Source organism: Streptomyces sp. NPDC007808, from assembly GCF_042868655.1.
Taxonomy (GTDB): Bacteria; Actinomycetota; Actinomycetes; order Streptomycetales; family Streptomycetaceae; genus Streptomyces.
Genome location: NZ_JBIAEQ010000005.1, coordinates 86,277 through 106,666 on the forward strand (window position 1 = coordinate 86,277; position 20,390 = coordinate 106,666).

At 72.2% G+C, this 20,390-nt stretch carries 14 protein-coding genes; 11 read left to right on the forward strand and 3 right to left on the reverse strand.

The genetic code is table 11. The features are described 5' to 3' along the window. Window positions 1–87: 87 nt before the first annotated feature. From ACFYNL_RS19585 to tgmB, 9 genes are all read left to right on the forward strand, one after another. Window positions 88–2,865 (forward strand): SpoIIE family protein phosphatase, encoded by a 2,778-nt coding sequence (locus ACFYNL_RS19585; RefSeq protein WP_388804824.1) that lies wholly within the window; start codon window positions 88–90, stop codon window positions 2,863–2,865. Window positions 2,866–2,998: 133 nt separating this feature from the next. Further along, window positions 2,999–3,814 (forward strand): chitosanase, encoded by an 816-nt coding sequence (locus ACFYNL_RS19590; RefSeq protein ID WP_388804826.1) that lies wholly within the window; start codon window positions 2,999–3,001, stop codon window positions 3,812–3,814. Between the two features lie 203 nt (window positions 3,815–4,017). After that, complete coding sequence (locus ACFYNL_RS19595; protein WP_388804828.1) at window positions 4,018–5,382, forward strand: FAD-dependent oxidoreductase; 1,365 nt, start codon at window positions 4,018–4,020, stop codon at window positions 5,380–5,382. Window positions 5,383–5,495: 113 nt separating this feature from the next. Next, window positions 5,496–6,461, forward strand: coding sequence for a DUF1152 domain-containing protein (locus ACFYNL_RS19600; protein WP_388804831.1), 966 nt, complete (start codon window positions 5,496–5,498; stop codon window positions 6,459–6,461). A gap of 101 nt (window positions 6,462–6,562) precedes the next feature. Beyond that, window positions 6,563–7,057 carry a lamin tail domain-containing protein gene (locus tag ACFYNL_RS19605; RefSeq protein ID WP_388804834.1) on the forward strand — a complete coding sequence of 165 codons (495 nt, stop codon included), beginning with the start codon at window positions 6,563–6,565 and terminating at the stop codon, window positions 7,055–7,057. A 228-nt stretch (window positions 7,058–7,285) separates the two neighbouring features. Continuing rightward, window positions 7,286–8,482: a hypothetical protein gene (locus ACFYNL_RS19610; RefSeq protein WP_388804837.1), complete on the forward strand. Its 1,197-nt coding sequence runs from the start codon at window positions 7,286–7,288 to the stop codon at window positions 8,480–8,482. A gap of 297 nt (window positions 8,483–8,779) precedes the next feature. Next, window positions 8,780–9,109: a YkvA family protein gene (locus ACFYNL_RS19615; RefSeq protein ID WP_388804840.1), complete on the forward strand. Its 330-nt coding sequence runs from the start codon at window positions 8,780–8,782 to the stop codon at window positions 9,107–9,109. 83 nt (window positions 9,110–9,192) lie between these two features. Next, window positions 9,193–9,384: a putative ATP-grasp-modified RiPP gene (tgmA, locus tag ACFYNL_RS19620; protein ID WP_388804843.1), complete on the forward strand. Its 192-nt coding sequence runs from the start codon at window positions 9,193–9,195 to the stop codon at window positions 9,382–9,384. Between the two features lie 16 nt (window positions 9,385–9,400). Beyond that, complete coding sequence (gene tgmB, locus ACFYNL_RS19625) at window positions 9,401–10,375, forward strand: ATP-grasp ribosomal peptide maturase (RefSeq protein WP_388804846.1); 975 nt, start codon at window positions 9,401–9,403, stop codon at window positions 10,373–10,375. An 8-nt stretch (window positions 10,376–10,383) separates the two neighbouring features. Here tgmB and ACFYNL_RS19630 read toward each other — a convergent pair whose 3' ends face one another. Continuing rightward, window positions 10,384–10,608 (reverse strand): hypothetical protein, encoded by a 225-nt coding sequence (locus ACFYNL_RS19630; protein ID WP_388804849.1) that lies wholly within the window; start codon window positions 10,606–10,608, stop codon window positions 10,384–10,386. Window positions 10,609–10,773: 165 nt separating this feature from the next. Continuing rightward, on the reverse strand, window positions 10,774–11,253 hold the full coding sequence (locus ACFYNL_RS19635; protein WP_388804852.1) for a hypothetical protein: 480 nt from the start codon (window positions 11,251–11,253) through the stop codon (window positions 10,774–10,776). Between the two features lie 221 nt (window positions 11,254–11,474). Between ACFYNL_RS19635 and ACFYNL_RS19640 the strand changes: the two genes are divergently transcribed. Both ACFYNL_RS19640 and ACFYNL_RS19645 read left to right on the forward strand, forming a co-directional pair. Continuing rightward, entirely contained in the window at window positions 11,475–12,473 is a 999-nt protein-coding gene (locus ACFYNL_RS19640) for a GlxA family transcriptional regulator (protein ID WP_388804855.1), read from the forward strand. A 73-nt stretch (window positions 12,474–12,546) separates the two neighbouring features. Next, window positions 12,547–12,894, forward strand: coding sequence for a hypothetical protein (locus ACFYNL_RS19645; RefSeq protein ID WP_388804858.1), 348 nt, complete (start codon window positions 12,547–12,549; stop codon window positions 12,892–12,894). A gap of 54 nt (window positions 12,895–12,948) precedes the next feature. Here ACFYNL_RS19645 and ACFYNL_RS19650 read toward each other — a convergent pair whose 3' ends face one another. Further along, a complete protein-coding gene (locus tag ACFYNL_RS19650) occupies window positions 12,949–20,319 on the reverse strand; it encodes a MupA/Atu3671 family FMN-dependent luciferase-like monooxygenase (RefSeq protein ID WP_388804861.1) in 7,371 nt (2,456 codons plus the stop codon). Window positions 20,320–20,390 lie beyond the last annotated feature (71 nt).

Sequence of the window (20,390 nt, forward strand, 5' to 3'; positions counted from 1 at the left end):
TGATCGTGCTGTGGGAGAAGGAGCAGGTCCTGTCACGGTCTGTGGCGTCTCTCGCCTCCTGCGGCCCGGCAGTGTAGACATGGGCACATGGTCCGACTGTGGGGTCGATCCGGGGCCCGGTCGGCCCGTCGTCCCGGCGGTTCGCGCGCCCGGAGTGCGCCCGGCCGCGCGCCAGGTGTGCCCGAGCGGGCGATCCCGTCCGGAGTGCTCGCCGCGGAGCGTCGTACCGGCCGGCTCTCCGGGGTGCGCGCGACGCTGGGCGGGCGCAGCGTCGCGGGGCAGGTGTTCCTGCTCCAGGTGGTGATCGTGCTGCTGCTGGTCGTGGCCGCGGTGGTGGCGCTGGTGCTCCAGGTGCGGTACGACACCACGCGGGAGGCCCGTAACCGCTCGGTGGCGGTCGCCGAGGCGTTCGCGAACGCGCCCGGCACCAGGGAGGCACTGGACAGCCCGGACCCGAGCGCCGTGCTGCAGCCACGGGCCGAGGCGGCGCGCGAGGCGACCGGCGTGGACTTCATCGTGGTCATGAACACCGAGGGCGTCCGGTACTCCCATCCCAAGCCGGACCGCATCGGGAAGAAGTTCGTCGGGACCATCGCACCGGCGCTGAACGGGAAGGTCGTCACCGAGGAGATCACCGGCACGATCGGACCGCTGGTGCAGGCGGTGGTGCCCATCGAGGATCCCGACGGGAAGGTCGTCGGACTGGTGTCCGCCGGGGTCACCAAGGCCACCGTGGGCGGCACCGCGAACCGGCAGATGCCGCTCCTGCTGTCCGCCGCGGCGGCGGCGCTGGCCCTGGCCCTGGGCGGCACGGCCCTGGTCAGCAGGCGTCTGCTGCGGCAGACGCACGGTCTCGGCCCGGACGAGATGACCCGGATGTACGAGCACCACGACGCCGTTCTGCACTCCGTCCGGGAGGGCGTGATCATCGTCGGCGACGAGCGGCGGCTGCTGCTCGCCAACGACGAGGCGCACCGCCTGCTCGACCTGCCCCCGGACGCGGAGGGGCGCCGGGTGCTCGACCTCGGTCTCGCTCCCGACACCGCCGAGCTGCTGGACTCCGGCCGCACGGCCACCGACGAGGTGCACCTGGTCAAGGACCGGCTGCTGGCGGTGAACCAGCGTCCGACCCATCTGCGGGGCCGGCCGTCCGGCAGCGTCGCCACCCTGCGTGACTCCACGGAGCTGCGGGCCCTGTCCGGCCGCGCCGAGGAGGCGCGCGAGCGGCTGAACATGCTGTACGACGCGGGTGTGGGCATCGGCACCAGCCTGGACGTGACCCGTACCGCGGAGGAACTGGCGGAGCTGGCGGTGCCCCGGTTCGCGGACTACGCCACCGTCGACCTCTTCGACGCGGTGCTGGCGGGCGGGCATCCGGAGTCGGTGACCCGGCTGCGGCGCACCGCGTGCAGCGGGATCCGCAAGGACGCGCCGCTGTACCCGGTGGGTGAGCAGATCCGGCTGGTCGACTCCTCCCCGCAGGCCCGCGCGCTGCACGGCGGGCAGGCGGTCATCGAGCCGCGGCTCGCGCAGGCGCCGGGCTGGCAGGCCCAGGATCTGGAGCGTTCCGCGCAGGTCGTGCAGTTCGGCATCCACTCGCTGATCGCCGTGCCGTTGCGGGCGGGGTCCCTGGTGCTGGGCGTGGTCAGTTTCTGGCGGTCGCAGAAGGCCGAGCCGTTCGAGTCCGACGAGGTCGCGCTCGCCGAGGAGCTGGTGGCTCGGGCCGCGGTGTCCATCGACAACGCCCGCAGGTACACCCGCGAGCACAGCATGGCGGTGACCCTGCAGCGCAGCCTGCTGCCCCGCAGCCTGCCCGAGCAGAACGCGCTGGACATCGCGTACCGGTATCTGCCGGCGCAGGCCGGGGTGGGCGGCGACTGGTTCGACGTGCTGCCGCTGTCCGGGGCCCGGGTCGCGCTGGTGGTGGGGGACGTGGTGGGGCACGGGCTGCACGCGGCGGCCACGATGGGCCGGCTGCGCACGGCCGTGCACAACTTCTCCGCCCTGGACCTGCCGCCCGACGAGTTGCTGGGGCTGCTGGACGAGTTGGTGGCCCGGATCGACCAGGACGAGGCCGAGGCGGACGACAGCGCTCCGGTGACCGGCGCGACCTGTCTGTACGCGGTCTACGACCCGGTCGCCCAGCGGTGCACGATCGCCCGCGCCGGCCATCCGCCGCCTGCCCTGATCGAGCCGGACGGGTCGGTGACCTTCCCGGACGTGCCCGCCGGCCCCCCGCTGGGCCTGGGCGGACTGCCGTTCGAGACGGCCGAGTTGGAGCTGACGGAGGACAGCCGGCTCGTGCTCTACACGGACGGGCTCGTGGAGGACCGGGGCCGGGACATCGACGAGGGACTCGAACTGCTGCGCACGGCACTGACCGGGGCCGACCGGTCGCCCGAGGAGACGTGCCAGGCCGTGCTGGACGCCCGGCCGCCGACCCGGTCGAGCGACGACATCGCGCTGATCGTGGCGCGTACCCGGGCGCTCGGGCCCGACCTCGTCGCCGAGTGGGAGGTGCCGTCCGACCCGGCGGCCGTCGCCCGGGTGCGCTCCTGCGTGACGCAGACGCTTCAGAGGTGGGATCTGGAGGACCTGTCGTTCACGACGGAGCTGATCCTGAGCGAGCTGGTCACCAACGCGATCCGCTACGGCGGTGACGCCATCCGCGTGCGCATGCTGCGCGACCGCAGCCTGATCTGCGAGGTCTTCGACAGCAGCAGCACCTCCCCGCATCTGCGCTACGCGACCATGACGGACGAGGGCGGACGCGGCTTGTTCCTGGTCGCGCAGCTGGCCGAGCGCTGGGGCACGCGGTATCTGCCCGCCGGCAAGGTGATCTGGGCGGAGCAGCCCCTGCCGTAACAGGCACCTGTTGTGCATTGGTACGAACCTTCCACGCGACCGGTGTCCTGCACGCCCCGCGTCTGATAGGAAACCTTCCTATCAGTGTCACGTACGGCCAACTCTCCTCCCCCCGCCTCCCTTTGGAGCCGCCGTGAAGCACCCCACGCACGCCTCGCGCCGCACTCTGCTCGCCCTGTTCGGCGCGTCCCTGGCATCGGTCCCCCTCCTCGACGCCCCGCCCGCCGCCGCCCGCTCCGCGGTGGGGCTCGACGACCCGGCGAAGAAGGAGATCGCCATGAAGCTGGTGTCGAGCGCGGAGAACTCCTCGCTCGACTGGAAGGCGCAGTACAAGTACATCGAGGACATCGGGGACGGCCGGGGCTACACCGCCGGGATCATCGGCTTCTGCTCGGGCACGGGCGACATGCTCGACCTCGTCCAGCTGTACGCCGACCGTCGCCCCGGCAACGTCCTCGCCCGGTACCTGCCGGCACTGCGCCGGGTGAACGGCACGGACTCGCACGACGGTCTCGACCCGCACTACCCACGCGACTGGGTCCGGGCGGCACAGGACCAGGCGTTCAGGCGCGCGCAGGACGACGAGCGCGACCGCGTGTACTTCGACCCGGCCGTACGGCAGGGCAAGGCCGACGGCCTGCGCGTACTCGGCCAGTTCGCCTACTACGACGCCATCGTCATGCACGGTGACGGCACCGACCCCACCAGCTTCCGCAACATCCGACGGCGCGCCCTGAACCGGGCCCGGCCGCCGGCGCAGGGCGGCGACGAAGTCACCTACCTGCACGCCTTCCTGGACGCGCGGGTGTGGGCCATGAAGCAGGAGGCGGCCCACGAGGACACCAGCCGGGTCGACACGGCACAGCGGGTCTTCCTGCGCAACGGCAACCTCGACCTCGCCACACCGCTCGACTGGTGGGTGTACGGCGACAGTTACCACCTCGACTGAGCGGCACCCGGCGCCCCGCACGAACCGGGGCGCCGGACCCGCCCGCCCCCCTCCCGGCCCCTCGTGAGACAGTGACCGCACGAGCCGTCGCCTCATAAAGTCGCTTTATGAGCCCATAGACCGGACCCGTGTACCGACTTAGGCTTGCCTTAGTTTAGGATTCCCGTCGAGTCGATCCATCGCCGCTCGAAGGGAACCTGATCATGCCCCGCCCCCTGCGGGTAGCCATCGTCGGAGCCGGCCCGGCCGGAATCTACGCCGCCGACGCCCTGCTCAAGTCCGACGTGGCCGCCGAACCCGGCGTGTCCATCGACCTCTTCGAGCGCATGCCGGCGCCGTTCGGCCTGATCCGCTACGGCGTCGCGCCCGACCACCCCCGCATCAAGGGCATCATCACGGCCCTCCACCAGGTGCTCGACAAGCCGCAGATCCGCCTCTTCGGCAACGTCGACTACCCGAACGACATCAGCCTCGACGACCTGCGCGCCTTCTACGACGCCGTGATCTTCTCCACCGGCGCGACGGCCGACCGGGCGCTGCCGATACCGGGCATCGAGCTCGACGGCTCCTACGGCGCCGCGGACTTCGTCTCCTGGTACGACGGCCACCCGGACGTACCGCGCACCTGGCCGCTTCAGGCGGAGAAGGTCGCGGTGCTCGGCGTCGGCAACGTCGCGCTGGACGTGGCCCGCATCCTCGCCAAGACGGCGGACGAGCTGCTCCCGACGGAGATCCCGCCGAACGTCTACGACGGTCTCAAGGCCAACAAGGCCCTGGAGATCCACGTGTTCGGCCGCCGCGGCCCGGCGCAGGCGAAGTTCAGCCCCATGGAACTGCGCGAGCTGGACCACTCCCCCAACATCGAGGTCATCGTCGACCCCGAGGACATCGACTACGACGAGGGCTCGATCGCCACCCGGCGGGGCAACAAGCAGGCCGACATGGTCGCCAAGACCCTGGAGAACTGGGCGATACGCGACGTCGGCGACCGCCCGCACAAGCTGTTCCTGCACTTCTTCGAGTCGCCGGTCGAGATCCTCGGCGAGGACGGCAAGGTCGTCGGCCTGCGCACCGAGCGCACCGCCCTGGACGGCACCGGCAACGTCAAGGGCACCGGCGAGTTCAAGGACTGGGACGTCACCGCGATCTACCGCGCGGTGGGTTACCTCTCCGACAAACTCCCCAAGCTGCCCTGGGACATCGAGTCGGGCACCGTCCCGGACGAGGGCGGCCGGGTGATCCAGGAGTCCGGAGAGCACCTGCAGTCGACGTACGTCACAGGCTGGATCCGGCGCGGCCCGGTGGGCCTGATCGGCCACACCAAGGGTGACGCCAACGAGACGGTCGCCAACCTGCTGGCCGACTTCGCGGCCGGCCGTCTGCAGACGCCGGGCTCGCCCGAGCCGGAGGCCGTGGACGCGTTCCTCGCCGAGCGCGAGGTCCGGTTCACCACCTGGGAGGGCTGGTACAAGCTGGACGCCGCCGAGAAGGCGCTGGGCGAGCCGCAGGGCCGTGAGCGCGTGAAGATCGTCGAGCGCGAGGACATGCTCCGCGAGAGCGGCGCCTGATTCCCCGACGCAGCGGGGCGGGCCGGGGTCGACCCCGGCCCGCCCCGTTCTCGCACCCCGGCAGGCGCCCGTAGCGAAGAAGCGCCCCTGCCGGCTCCTGTTAACGTCCCCCGGTGTTCACACTTCTGGAGCCCCCCTTCTTCACCCGGCTGCGCCATGCGCGGCGGGTGCTCGTCGCCGGTGCGGGCGGCGGTTTCGACGTGTACGCCGGGTTGCCGACGGCCCTCGCGCTGCGCGCGGCCGGCAAGGAGGTCCACCTGGCCAACCTGTCCTTCTCGGATCTGTACGGGCTGGACTCCGGCGTGTGGGTGGACCGCGACATCGCGGCGATACGTCCGGACACCGCGGCGCGCGGCGGCTACTTCCCCGAGCGGACCCTCGCCCGGTGGCTCGCCCTGCAGGATCTGCCCGACACCGTGTACGCCTTTCCCCTCACGGGCGTACAGCCGCTGAGGACCGCCTACCGCACGCTCCTGGAGCGTCTGGGCGGCGTGGACGCCGTCGTCCTGGTGGACGGCGGCACCGACATCCTGATGCGCGGCGACGAACACGGGCTGGGCACACCGGAGGAGGACATGGCCAGCCTGGCCGCCGTCGCCGGGCTCGACGAGGTTCCCGAACGACTGGTGACGTGCCTCGGCTTCGGAGTGGACGCCCACCACGGGGTCAACCACTCGCTCGTGCTGGAGAACCTGGCCGCCCTGGACCGCGAGGGCGGCTACCTCGGCGCCTTTCCGCTGCCGCGCGAGAGCCGTGAGGGGCGGCTCTACCTCGACGCGGTGGAGCACGCCCAGCGGTGCACGCCGGACCACCCCAGCATCGTCCAGGGCTGCGTCGCCGCCGCCGTGCGCGGCGACTTCGGCGACGTCCGGTTCACCGAGCGGACGGCGAACTCCGAGCTCTTCGTCAATCCGCTCATGGCGCTGCACTTCTGCGTCGACGCGCCCGCCCTCGCCCGGCGCAACCTCTACCTCGACCGCCTGGAGCACACCGTACTCATGCGCCAGATCAGCTCGGCCATCTCGGAGTTCAGGGACGAACTCACCCGTCAGCGTCCGCCCCGCACATACCCGCACTGACGCCCGCCCGTCTCACGATTCGGTGAAGTCGCCCCCCTGACCATGCGATCCGCCTACACTCCTGATCTTCACACAAGCTCCACACTGGGGGGTATTTCTCCATGCGTATACGCATCGTCGCCACAACCGCCGTCGCGGCCGGCACGCTGGCCGCACTGTCCGCCGTGCCGGCCCAGGCCACCGAGTACTCGTCCGCGCTGAAGATCCGCGGCATCCAGTACGACGCTCCGGGCCGCGACTCCAACAGCTGCTCGACCGGCAACACCGACGAGGAATACCTGACGATCAAGAACTACTCGTCCGGCACCACGGTCAACCTCAAGGGCTATGTCGTGAAGGACAAGGCCGGCAATCGCTTCGCCTTCACCGCCAACCACTACCTGCAGCCCGGCGACTACGTGAAGCTCCGGGGCGGCAACGGCTCCGACTCCGACTCCGGGAACGTCGTCTACCGCGACAACTGCAACTTCATGTGGAACAACGACAAGGACTCGATCTACCTCTACAAGCCCTCGGGCGCCGGGGCCGACTCGCACTCCTACACCCAGAGCGGATCCGACCCCGACCGCAACGGCTACATCAGCTACCACGGCTGAACCGGACATCGCCGCATGAGCGGGACCCGCCCCAATGCGGATGGCGGGCGGGTCCCGCTCACCGAGTCATTGTCATGACGGGAGGCGGAGCCGACCACGAGTGAGCGGCAGTCGGACTGTGCGAACCGCGCACACCCCGTGTGCGGATCTGTGCGGACCCCGCTTGATCGGGACCCACCTGGGGCATCGATACTGGTACGCACGTGCCCCCCGCCCACAGATGGACTCATGCCCAGCTCCTCCAGCGCCCGCCCCCCAGCCCCTCCCTCGGTGTGGTCGGCCCGTGGCCGCCACCTCGGACCCGCCGCGCAGGACACCCTCCGGTCCAGCCTGCGGCAGCTCAAGGACGGCGGGACCATAGACGACTTCCTGGAAGTACCCGAGACCGAGGACGCCCAGGAGTGGATCTTCGAGGCCCGCTGGCGGGTCGCCGGGAGCGTGACCGTGCGCGCCCGGATGACGGTCGAGCGCGGCCCCGTCAACGGGCAGATGTGGCAGCTGACCGCGGAGGCGGAGGCGCCGTGGGACCCGCGGTGGCCGTCACCGGCGACCATGTTCTGGCCCCGGGAGCCGGACACGGGCTGGGACAACGACGCCGTCACCGGCCTGCGTCTGACGAACATCAACCCCCTGCCCGAGGACGACAAGGACGTACGGCGCATCCTGCGGGACGCGGCGCGGGACGGCTGGAGCATCCATGTGGTCGTCCATGAGGCCATGACCACGGACGAGCGCGGCCAGGTGCCGCTGGCCGGGATGCTCCCGCCGAGTCTGCGGCACCGGGTGGTCGAGCACCGGGCCGCGCCCAGCCAGCTGCGCGTCGTGAACTGGGCCCTGCGCGACGTCGGCGTCGAAGTCCCGCGCGGCGGCGCCGTCGTCCTGCCGGGGACCGCGTCGGCGTCCTCGTACGACGCCGAGGAGTTCGCCGTACGCAGCGTCTTCCTCGACGGCTCGGAGCCGGCCGAGCTCATGCACGCAGTGACGCGGTTCGCCGCACTGCCCCGCCCGTTGCCGGACGGCGGCGAGGAGGCCGTCGCCGCACTGCGCGAGGACTGGCGGCTGCTGACGCTTGAGGAGGAACTCGCCCGCGAACGCGCCCTGGTGGCGATGTACGCCGAGGCGCTGGAGGCCATGACGAAATCCCGCGACCTGTACCGGGAGGCCGCCGAGCAGGCGCACGCCGCGCTGGCCGCCTACCGCGAGTCCGCGGACGCGGCACCGGTGGCACGGCCCGAGCAGGCCGCCTCCGCACCGTCCCCGCTCCAGCACCTGACCCGGACCTTCGAGCGCCTGAAGGGCTCGGCATGGACCCGCAGGAGCACCTCGGACGGGAACGGGACGCACGAGGAGCCCGCACGGCTCGACGAGGCCGTCGCACAACGGCCGGAGGCGGTCGAGGAGCAGCCGCAGACCTCGGACCGTTAGCGACCGGCGGCCGAAGCGGGAAAGTCACCGCAACCACCCGTCGCCGCGTTCAGCCGGGATGCGTAGGACGGCTGCGCCGGACCCGTCGGCGGGGTGTACCGCGTCGGGCGGGTTCCCTCCGGCGCGCGGCTGGACGGTTCACGCGCCCGCCCAGGCAGGTGGCCGGGCCTCCCGTGCGTCTGTCCTCCTGACGGGTGATGGGGTGCGCCAGGTGACCGCCGTCATGCAATGCGCACGCCCAAGGAGGGAATCCGACCAGCAGTGCGCGCGGTGCGCACCCCGGCAGGAGGAGGCTCCGTGGAGTCGACCACCACTGTGATCTTCGTCGCCGTCGCCCTCGCGGCCGGTGTGCTCGCCGTGGCCCTGTACGTGCTGGTGCGGCTCGTGCGCACGCGGCGTCAGCTGCGCCGGGCGGGGCTGCCCACCGGGCCGCGCTGGGTGTTCTGGGGCGCTCTGCTGTACTTCGTCCTGCCGACCGATCTGGTCCCCGATCCGGTGTATCTGGACGACATCGGAGTGCTCCTGTTGGCACTGCGTACCCTGCACCGCTCCCCCCGAGCCGAACGACCGGCCCCGTTGGTTACAGAAAGTAAGGAAACCAACCACTCGTTCGATTCGTATAAGTAAGTGGAAACCACAAGGCGTCGGCGAACCGTGGGCGCCGCTGGGTGACCAGGCTCGATCGGAGCACCACCTGTGAGGGAGAGACGATGCAACCGTTCGCGCTCAACTATGCACGGCCGGCAGCGGAGTTGGAGGTCACCGCTCCGTACGCGTACGACTCCGGTCTGCAGTTGAACGTGCTCCGGGACGGGCGGATAGCCGCCAGTGACCTCGCCCTGATGCGCGAGTTGGGGACCACGACGTCCACGGCGGGCTCGAAGACACACTTCGACGACTGAACACAGGCCGACGACGATGACGGTCTTGATTCTGACCAACGAAGAGGACGTGACGGCCGACATGGTGGTCGTGCACCTGAACGCCTCCGGCGTCCCGGTGGTTCGGCTCGACCCGGCCGACCTGACCGGTGGGGTCGCCCTGTCGGGCGAGTACGTGCACGGCGCCTTCCGCGGCCATCTGTCGGCCGCGGGACGCCTGGTGGGCATCGGCGGGCTGCGCTCGGTCTGGATGCGCAGGCCCGGCACGGCGGCGACCCGGGGGGCCACACCCTCCGCATGGCTGACGGAGGAGGCGGGCCAGGCGCTCTACGGCATGCTCCGGGGCTGTGACGCCCGCTGGATGAACCACCCCGACGCGGCCCGCCGGGCCCGGTACAAGCCCTGGCAGTTGCGACTGGCCCAGCGCTGCGGCCTGCCCGTGCCGGCCACGCTGATCACGACGTTCCCGCAGGCCGCCCGGGAGTTCGCCGCGCGGTATCCGGATCTGGTGGTCAAGCCGGTGTCCGGGGCGCACCCGCAGGATCCGCCGCGGGCGGTGCCCACCAGCAGGGTGGACCCGGACACCGACTTCTCCGCCGTCGCGTTCGGCCCCACCCTGCTGCAGCGGCGCGTCGCCAAGCGGGCCGACATCCGGCTGACCGTGGTGGGCGAGCGACTGCTGGCGGCGCGCAAACCGGCCGGCGCGGACGGCGAGGTGGACGTCCGCTTCGCCGAGTCCGAGGCGCCCTGGGTCCCCGTCGAGGTGGCACCGCGTGTCGCCGAGGCCGTGCTGGCGTATCTCAGGGACGCCGAACTCGCCTACGGCGCCTTCGACTTCGTGGAGGACGCCGACGGGACGTGGTGGTTTCTGGAGTGCAACCAGTCGGGGCAGTTCGGGTTCGTCGAGGTGGACACGGGCCAGCCCATCGCCCGGACCATAGCCGAGTGGCTCGCCCGCCCCGTCCTCGGGGAGCATCCGCAGATCGACGGGGCGAGCGCGCGGGTGTGCTGACGGGCCGCTCAGATCCCCTGCGGGCCGGGCGGCAGGGCGCTGCGCTGCCAGGTCGGGGCGGGGGGCGCCGGGCGGCCGGGAGGAACCGGCGCCGGGCCGACGGAGGACTGCAGCAGGGGCTGCATGGCGAACTCCACCTCCCTGTTGACGCGTTCGGCCTCCCTGCGCACCTGGGTGGGGATGTCGCCGCGCTCCGCGATGAGCCGGTCGTAAATGGGGGAATCCTGGAACACCCGTCAACGCGCCTTTCAGTCGTGGCCCCGTGTGCATATGGGCACGGCAGTCGAGTCTAGGCGCCGACGCACACTGAAGTACGAATTCTGCCAGAGCGCTTGACGGCCGGGGAACGCGGCACTAATGCTCCGCCGCCCCAGCGCCCTCGCCTCGGGTCGACCTGGTCAGGCGCCCGTCGTCGAGCCGGGCCGGACGATCATCAGGATGGTCACGGTGGCCCACAGCAGGTTGAAGATGCCCGTGAACATGGCGAGCCGCACCGTGGCGGAGCGTTCGACGGACCGCTCGGCGTCCAGGTGCTCCAGGAGTTCCTCCTGCCGGGGCAGGACGAAGGCGATCAGGATGCCGGCGGCGGCTCCGGTCAGGGCGATCGACACGATCAGCCAGGCGCTGCCGAGCACGCCCATGGCCAGGGCGGTGGCCAGGCCGAGGACCGGGACCGAGACCCCGATGCCGGCGTAGACACGGCAGATGCGGTGCAGGAGCCGGACGGTGGCCACCGCCGCCGCCCCGTCCGCGGCCACCGCCCCGTCCACGGTCGGGACGCCGCGCGCCGCCGGCGGGAACATGCTGGCCGCCACGGTGACGGGACCGACGGCCACGATGGCGGCCAGGACGTGAAGGATGAGAAGGATCTTGGTCATCGGGTGGTGTCGGTCTCCGTGTCGGCGCGGGCATGAACGCCCCGGGCCTGCTGGGCCTTCGGGGCGCGACCCACGTTAGGGATCTTCGCGGCGAGCGCACAGAGGCTGGAACGACAGCTGTCAACGGATTCCCGCCAACAGGCTTTTCCTGAGGCGCAGCCGTGTGTGCCCACTCCACCTGGCCTTCTGTCGATGGCGGGAATCCGCCTAAGGTGGCACTCATGCACACCGTGGCGATCCTGGTCCTCGACAACGTGGTGCCGTTCGACATGGCCGCGCCCTTCCAGATGTTCAGCTGGACGCGCCTGCCGGACGGGCGCCGCCCCTACCGGGTCCGGCTGTGCGCCGAGTCGCCCGAGGTGCCCACCGACGGCTTCGCCCTGCGGATCGAGCGCGGGCTCGACGGACTGGCGGACGCGGACACCATCGTCGTGCCCGGTTGCGACGGGACCGGGCCGCCCTCTCCTCGCGTGGTGGCGGCCCTGCGGGACGCGGCGCGGTCCGGCACGCGGATCGCGTCGGTGTGCGTGGGCGCCTTCGTGCTGGCCGAGGCGGGACTGCTGGACGGACTGCGCGCCACCACCCACTGGATGGCCACCGACGAACTGGCCCGCCGCTTCCCGCGGGTCGACGTCCAGCCGGACGTGCTGTACGTCGACAACGGGCGGATCCTCACCTCCGCCGGGGCCGCCGCGGGGCTGGACATGTGCCTGCACATGATCCGGCGGGACCTCGGGTCGGCCGTCGCCGCGCACACCGCGCGCATGTCCGTCGTACCTCTGGAACGGGAGGGCGGGCAGGCACAGTTCATCGTGCACGAGCACCCGCCCGTACCGCGTGGCTCGGCGCTCGAACCGCTGCTGGCGTGGATCGAGGACAATCTGGCCCGGGAGATCACGCTCGGGGAGATGGCGGAGCGCGCGGGTATGAGCGAGCGCACCCTCAGCCGCCGGTTCCGTGCGCAGACCGGCACCACTCCCCTGCAGTGGCTGCTGCGCACGCGGGTGCGGCGGGCCCAGTACCTGCTGGAGAACAGCGACCACCCGATCGAACGGGTCGCGCGGCAGGCGGGGTTCGGCTCTCCGACGGCGTTCCGCGACCGCTTCCGCAGGGTGGTCGGCACCACGCCGCACGCCTACCGGTCCGCGTTCCAGGAGAAGACGACGGTGGGCGCGCGGTCAGGGCCAAAGGGCGATGCCCGTCAGGTCACGGTGGGATAAATCACCCGAGTCCCCGCGGGCCGTTAGCAGTTGGACAAGGTGTGTCGATCCGCCCCAAGGACGGTGTACGCCCATGAACTGCTCCAGCCGCCTTCTGTGTGCCCTTTACATCGCGACGAGCGCGGGGCTCGCCTGGACCACGGTCCTCGAAGTCCGGTACGGCCCCGTGTGGGCCGCCTGTCTGTTCGCCGCCGCCAGTCTCGTGCCGGTCATCGCGGTCGTACGGGAGACCGTGATCGGCGAACAGAGGCGGTGGCTGCTGGAGTTGGTCGCGCGGGCCGGGCGGGGCGACGACGCCGCGGACGCGATCGTCCGGGCCGAGCTGGACTCCGCGTGCTGTGAGCGCTGGTGGACGAGCCTCGGCAGCGAGCACGATGTGACGTGCCGGTACAGGATGCCGCGGAGCAGCAGCGCCGCGTGAGCTCCGCCCCGCCGCCCCGCGGGGTGCGGGGCGGCGGGGCGGAGCACCTGGGGGTCAGCGCCCGAGGGCCCGTTCGACCTCCTCGCGCAGGAGGGCGACGTAGTCGCGGGTCCAGCCCTCGATCGTCGCGCGGTCCCACAGGTCGGCCGAGTACTCCACGAAGCCCTTCAGTTCGTCGCCGGCCGGGACGAGCCCGAACGTGAGCTCCGTGCGGGCCGCGGCGGGGGCGAGGTCCTCGACAGCCGTGGTCAGCCCGGGCAGTTCGACCTCCGCGTCCAGGGAGCTCTGATAGGCGAAGCCGACGTCCAGCCGGTCCGGCACCTCGACGCCCTTGTGCCGCAGGAACGCGGGGGCGATCCGGCGCACCGGCATGGCCAGGTCCATGCACTCCACCGCCGTACGGGCGACCCGGTCCGTCAGCGCCGCGAAGGAACCGTCCGCGCCGTCCCGGACGGGCAGCGCGAAGCCACCGACGGTGCAGGCCAGCAGGGACTCGAACGCACGCCGCTCACGGTTGGCGTAGGAGACGTTGAAGACCACGTCGCCCTGGCCGGACTTCTGCGCGAGCATCCGGCCCAGCGCCGCCGCCGTGACCACGAAGGGCGTCGTGCCCCGCTGCCGGGCCAGTCGTTCGACGTCCGCCCGCGTCTCGGCCGGCACCGTGAACATCACCGCTCCGCCCCGCCCGCTGGCGCTCTTCGGGCGGGGCCGGTCCAGGGGAAGATCGACGGTGAAGGGCACGCCGTCGAGTTCGCGCAGCCAGAACCTCAGCTTGCGTTCGTCGGCGGCCTCGTCGGCCTGCTCCAGCTGCCATCGGGCGTACGCCTCGGGCTGGCACCGCACGGGCGGCAGGGAGTGCGGTTCACCCGTCAGGGCGGAGCCGTAGAGCGCGGCCAGTTCCTTCAGCAGCAGGCTGACGGACCAGCCGTCGCAGGCCGAGTGGTGCAGGACGAGGAGCAGTGCCCAGGTGCGCTCGCCGGTGCGTACCAGGCTCACCGCCATCGGCGTCCGCTCGGTGGGGTCGAGCGGTGTCTCGGCGGCCTCGGCGCTGAGGCGTTCGAGCGCGGCCTGCCGCTCCGGCGCGGGCCGTGCGGTGAGGTCCTGGACCGGCAGTTCGACCGGGCCGGGCCGCAGGACCTGCTGCTCCCAGCCGTCGTCCCCGCTGCGGGCCAGGCGGGTCCGCAGTCCCTCGTGCCGCTCGACCAGGCGGGTCAGCGCGGTGCGCAGGGACGTCACGTCCAGGTCACCGGTGAGGGTGACGCGCAGGGCGACGTTGAAGACCTGCGGGAGGCGATGGTCGGCGTGTACGGAGGCGAAGCGGGCCTGCTGCAGGGTCGCGGGGGCCCGGCGCTCCACGGTGCCGGGCCGGTCGTCGGCCCCGGACGGCATGCTCGCCGCCATGCCGCCCGTCGCCCGCGCCAGTTGGGCGGTCATGGCGCCGAGCGTCGGCTCCTCGTAGAAGCTCAGCATCGGGTACTCGGCGCCGAACTCCTCCCGGACCCGGTTGACCAGCCGCATCGCGGTGATCGAGTGGCCGCCGAGGTCGAAGAACGACGCATCGGCCGCGATGCCGTCGGCGTCGAGGCCGAACTCGTCCGCCCACAGCTGCCGGACGCGCGTTTCGACGTCCGTGCGGTGACCGGTCGCCGGCTGTGCGCCGGTGCCGCTCGGACCGCGGCCCGGTGCCGTGGTGACGAGGTCGGGCGCGGGCAGCGCCGATCGGTCCAGCTTGCCGTTGCCGGTCACGGGCAGGCCGGGCAGGACCCGCCAGGCCCGCGGCACGAGGTACTCCGGGAGCCGGGCCGCGAGTTCCTCGGCCAAGAGGTCGGCGAGGGCCTGCCGGTCGTCGGCCGCGGGACCGACCGGGTCGGCGGGCACGGCGTAGGCCGCGAGGTACGCCTCCCCTCGGGCGTTGCGGCGGGCCAGCACGGCCGCCTCGCGCACGCCGTCCAGGGCGTTGAGGACGTGGGAGACCTCCTCCGGCTCGACCCGGAAGCCCCGGATCTTCACCTGGTCGTCGACACGCCCGCAGAACTCCAGCGTCCCGTCCTCGCGCAGGCGCACCAGATCACCCGTGCGGTACCTGCCGGCGTCGGGCCCGCCCTCCGGGTCCGGCAGGAAGCGCTCGGCGGTGAGTTCGGGGCGGTGCAGATAGCCGACGGCCACGCCCGGGCCGCCGACGTACAGCTCGCCCATGGCACCGACGGGCACCGGGTCGCCGGAGGCGTCGAGGACGTCCAGCCGTACGTTGTCGACCGGGCGTCCGATCGCGAGGGGACGGGCGGGGTCCTCCTCGTGCGGGGACACGGTGTGCGTGGTGCACAGCACGGTGACCTCGGTGGGTCCGTACACGTTCACGGTCTCGTACGGTGCCTCGGGCCGTGGCCGGGTGCGCAGTACGTCACCGCCCAGCAGCAGATGACGCAGCGGTGGCTGGTCGGCGGCGGGCAGCCGGAGCAGTTCCTCGCCCAGAGCCGTGGGGAGGATGGAGAAGGTCACGCCCTGCTCGGCGTACCACCGGGCCAGCGCGAGCGGATCCCTGCGCGGTTCCTCTCCGGCGATCGTCACCGACGCACCCGCGGTCAGCGCGGGCCAGATCTCCAGCAGGGAGGCGTCGAAGCTCTGGCTGCACACGGCGGCGCTGCGGTCTGCCGGGGTGAACGCGAAGCGCCGGTGCTGCCACTCGCACAGGTCGACGACGCCGCGGTGCGCCACCACGACACCCTTGGGCGTGCCGGTGCTGCCGGAGGTGTACAGGACGCAGCACGGGCTCTGGGGGCCGGTGGCGCGGGACGCGGCGGGCGCGGGGTGCGGTGCGGTCGCGTCGGGCCGTACGACGGTCACGGTCGGGGGCAGTCTCAGGGCGGCCGCCGCGTCGGGCGTCGTCACCACGATCCGGGCGCCGCACTCGGCGACGACCTGCTCGGCGCGGGCCCGGCCGAGGGAGGGATCGAGCGGGACGTAGGCGCGGCCCGCCTTGAGCACGGCGAGCATGGCGACGACGAGGTCGGTGGAGCGCGGCAGCCACAGGGCCACCACCCCGCCGTCGGTGTCACCGGTCGCCTGCCGTCGGTTCAGGGCGGCGGCCAACCGCTCGGCACGGGCGTCCAGTTCGCCGTACGTCAGTCGGTCCTGGCCGCTGATCACGGCCGTGCCGTCCGGGTGCGCCGCCGACTGCCGGGCGACGAGTTCGTGGACGGTGGTCGCCGTGAGCGGACGGGCGGGCCCGCGGCGCCACGACAGCGGTACGGGCTCGCCCTCGGCCGCGGTGTCGCCGGTGTCCGGGGCGAGCCGGGACAGGGGCGTCCCGGGGGCTTCGACCGCTGCCGCGAGCAGGTCCCGGAACGTGGCGAAGAACCGGTCGACGGTGTGCGGGTCGAACAGGTCGGTGTTGTACTCCAGGTGGCAGCGGATGCCGTGCGGCTGGTCGGTGAAGTACACGGTGAGGTCCGTCAGGGACTTGTCCGGCCCGGCGTCCAGCGGGGTGGCCTCGATACCGGGCAGGTCGAAGCGGAACGGTTCGGCGCGCTGGAACTCGGCGAACGTCTGGAACACCGGTGTCCGGTCGACCGCTCTGGGCGGGGCGAGGTCTCGCACCACCCTCTCGAAGGGCACCCGGGCGTGGTCGTAGGCGTCGAGGGCGACGGTGCGCACCCGGTCCAGGAGCGTTCCGAACGTGGGGTCGCCGGACAGGTCGACGCGCAGGGCGAGGGTGTTCACGAAGAAGCCGAGCAGGTGCTCGGCCCGCTCGGGGCGGTCCGAGATGGGGGTGCCGACGACGAGGTCGGTCTGCCCGGTGACCCGGTGCAGCATCGCCGCGTACCCGGTGAGCAGGGTCATGAACAGGGTGCTGCGCCGGGCACGGCTCAACTCCCTGAGGCGGCGGGACAGTTCCGCGTCCAGGGTGCGGAAGACCGCGCGGCCGCCGGATGTCATCGTCGCGGGGCGCGGCCGGTCGGTGGGCAGGTTCAGGACGGGCAGGTCCCCGGCGAGGGCGCGGCGCCAGTAGGACAGGTCCTCCTCGGCCTCGGGGCTGTTCGCGGACGCCGCCTGTTCCCTGGCGTGGTCGGCGTAGCTCCAGGTGAGAGCCGGGAGCGCGGGGGTGGTGCCGTCGAGTTCGGCCCGGTAGAGGGCGGACAGGTCACGGGCGAGGACGGTGGCGGAGGCCGCGTCGACCACGATGTGGTGCAGCGACAGCACGAGGACGTGCTCCGCCTCGGCGAGCCTGACCAGCCGGGTGACGAACAGGGGGCCGTCGGCCAGGTCGAAGCGGCGTGCGCTCTCGGCCGACAGGACGTCCCGCAGGGTGCCGTCGGGGCTGCCGGTGCCGTCCACGACCTCGAAGGCGGGCTCGGCCGGTGCCCGTACCACCTGCCGGGGCTCGCCTCCGATCTCCTGGAAGACGGTCCGCAGGCCCTCGTGCCGGGCGACGAGCGCGTGCAGCGCCGCGTGCAGCGCCGGGACGTCGAGAGGACCGGCGAGGCGGATCGCCTTGATCTCGTTGTAGGCGGTACGTCCCGGCAGGAGGCGCTCCAGGAACCAGATGCGTTCCTGCCCCGGCGACAGGGGCGCGTGGGTGGGCGCGGGTTCGGCGGGTGGCGGGGCCGGGACGGCGGGTGGGAGGGACACGGAAGCGGCCGACGGCGTCGCAGAACCGTCGGCGTGGGGCCGACGGTGGTGGCGGCGCAGGGCGTCCAGGCGCGGCAGGCCCGCACGCAGCTCGTCCGGTGCGACGCCGAAGTCGACCAGCGCCACGATCTCGTCGGCGCCCGCCGCGCTGACCGCGTCCACGACCGGGCGGACGCCGTCCACCGTGCCGATCAGGGCGCGCTGGTCGCAGTAGCGGCCGTAGGCGCGGCGGAACACGGTGTCCAGGTCGTCCTCGCTGAGCGCGGCCAGGTCGACGCTGTGCCCGAGGCTGTTGGTGACGCCGCTGAACAGGGACAGGGAGGCACGCATGTACCGGGACAGCGGTTCGTACGCTTCGGCGCGCGCGGTGTCGTGGTCGTCGGCGAGGTAGGTGTGCAGCAGGACGGCCACCCGTCCGGCGTCCGGGTCCAGGCCGTGCCGGGCCCTGGTGCTGCGGTAGCGGGCGATGTTCTCCCGCAGCTGTTCGACGGTCTGGGTCATCAGGTTGGTGACGATGCCCAGGTCGTGCCGGGCGGCGAGTTCGTACGAGGCGGGGTTGCCGACGACGGCCGTGTACAGGGGCGGGCTGCCTTGCACCGGCCGGGGGAAGAGCCGTACCTCGGTCTCACCGTCGCCGCCGGTGCGGCGCACGGCGTCTCCGCGCCAGAGCGTCCGCACCTCCTCCAGCTGTTCGTACATCAGCTCCTTGTGCCGTCCGAACCGGTCGGGGAAGAAGACGAAGTCCTTGGAACTCCAGCCGCTGGCGATGCCGATGCCGACTCGCCCGCCGGAGAGGTTGTCGACCATGGACCACTCCTCGGCGACCCGGATCGGGTCGTGGAGCGGCAGGACGACGGAGCCGGCGTTCAGGCGGATCCGCTCGGTCTCCCGGGACAGCGCGGCCGCCAGCACCGCCGGGTTGGGGAAGAGGCCGCCGAAGGAGTGGAAGTGCCGCTCGGGCATCCAGAGCGCGTGGAAACCGTGCCGGTCGGCGAACCGGGCGACGTCCATGAGGAGTTCGTACTGGCCGGCCCCAGGCGCGGAGGTGTCCTGGGGGTAGTCGCCGAAGAAGTAGACGCTGAAGTCGGTGGTGCGTGGCGCGGGTTCGGGTGCGGGAGCCGTACGCGAGCCGGTGACCGCCGCGGAGTTCCAGGCCATGGCCGCCACCGGGTCGGCCGCGGGTGCGGGCTGCGGGCCGGGAGCCGTCTGCCGCGGTTGCGGCGGTGTGACAGGGGCCGGCTTCCTGGGCGCGGCCTTCGGCGCAACGGGACGCCCGCCGGGGAAGAATCCCGCCGACCGCAGCTCCCGCAGCGAGTCCCGTACGGCGTCCGCGACGAACTCGATGTCACCGTCGGAGTGGGCCGTGGACAGGAAGAAGTTGCGCCATTCCCACACGTGTACGCCACGCAGCATCAGGTGGTGGTAGAGCAGCTCCATGTCGGCGCGGTGCTCGAAGCGGAACTGGGAGCCGAAGTGGCTCATCCGCAGCGGGTAGTCCTCGGCCTCGAAGAAGCCGTTGAGGTACGCGGCCAGTTCGGCGGTGCGCGCGTTCAGCCGTTCCTGCAGGCGCGGGCTGTGTTCCTTGAGGTGGGTGAGGACGGCGCGGGCGGCGACCATCGACACCGGGTGCTGGATGTACGTACCGCCGAAGAAGGTGGTGTCGGCGGGCGGGTAGCTGTCGTCGCCGTAGGACCAGTGGCCGCCGTCGACGCCGTCCATGATGTCGGCGCGGCCGGCGATGGCGCCGATGGGGAAGCCTCCGCCGAGGAGCTTGCCGTAGGTGGCGAGGTCGGGTGTGACGCCGTACAGCTCCTGCGCGCCGCGCGGGGCGGGGCGGAATCCGGTCAGCATCTCGTCGAAGAGCAGCACGATGCCGTGCCGGCGGGTCAGCTCGCGCAACCTGCGGACGAATGCGACGGGTTGGAGCGCGGGGTGCCTGCTCTGCACCGGTTCCACGACGACGGCGGCGATGTCGCCGGCGTGGTTCGCGATCGTCTCCAGGGCAGCGTCGCTGCCGTATTCGAGGACCAGCAGATCGGCGACGGCGGACTGCGGGATGCCCCGGGACACGGGCACGGTGGGCCGCTCGGCGCCGCTGCCTGAGGCGCGGCCGAGGACGTTGTCGGCGTGGCCGTGGTACGCGCCCCGGAAGGTGACGACGCGGTCCCGGCCCGTGGCGGCCCGGGCGAGGCGGATGGCCGCCGAGTTCGCCTCGGTTCCGGAGTTGGCGAAGGCCACCCGTTCCAGGCCGGTCAGTTCGGCGAGGAGTTCCGCCGCCTCGCCGGTCTCGATGTTGCGCGGGCCGAGCTGGATGCCACGGGAGAGGTGCTCGCGGACGGCCTCGGTGACGAAGTCCGGCTCGTGTCCGAAGAGGAGGACGCCGAAGCCCATGGTGATGTCGACGTACTCGTTGCCGTCGACGTCCTGGAGCCGTGCGCCGCTCGCTCTTCGGCCCGCGATCGGGTACAGCATCTCCTTCGTGCCGCTGCGGAAGCCGACCACGGCACGGCTGTCGGCCAGGACCCGGCGGTAGCGCTGGGCGATCCGCTTGGACGTCGGGGTTCTGGCGGTGTAGCGGCGCACGAGGTCGTCCAGGTGCTCCTGCTGGGAACGCGGCGAGGCCTCCCGCACCATGCCGGAGGTCCGTGCGACCGACACCCGGGGGCCGTGGACGCGCGGCGCCTCCTGGGCCGGAGCGGCGGCAGCGCCCATCTGCTCGGCGATGCGCTGCGAGAGCTCGGCCATGGCCGCGAGGTCCTGGTCGAGTGCGGCGGACCTGCCGCCCAGTGTCGTCACTTGGCCACCGTGCCGTTCAGTCGCTCCGTGACGGAGGCGGTCTGCAGGGCGAGCAGCTGGGAGAGCTGGGA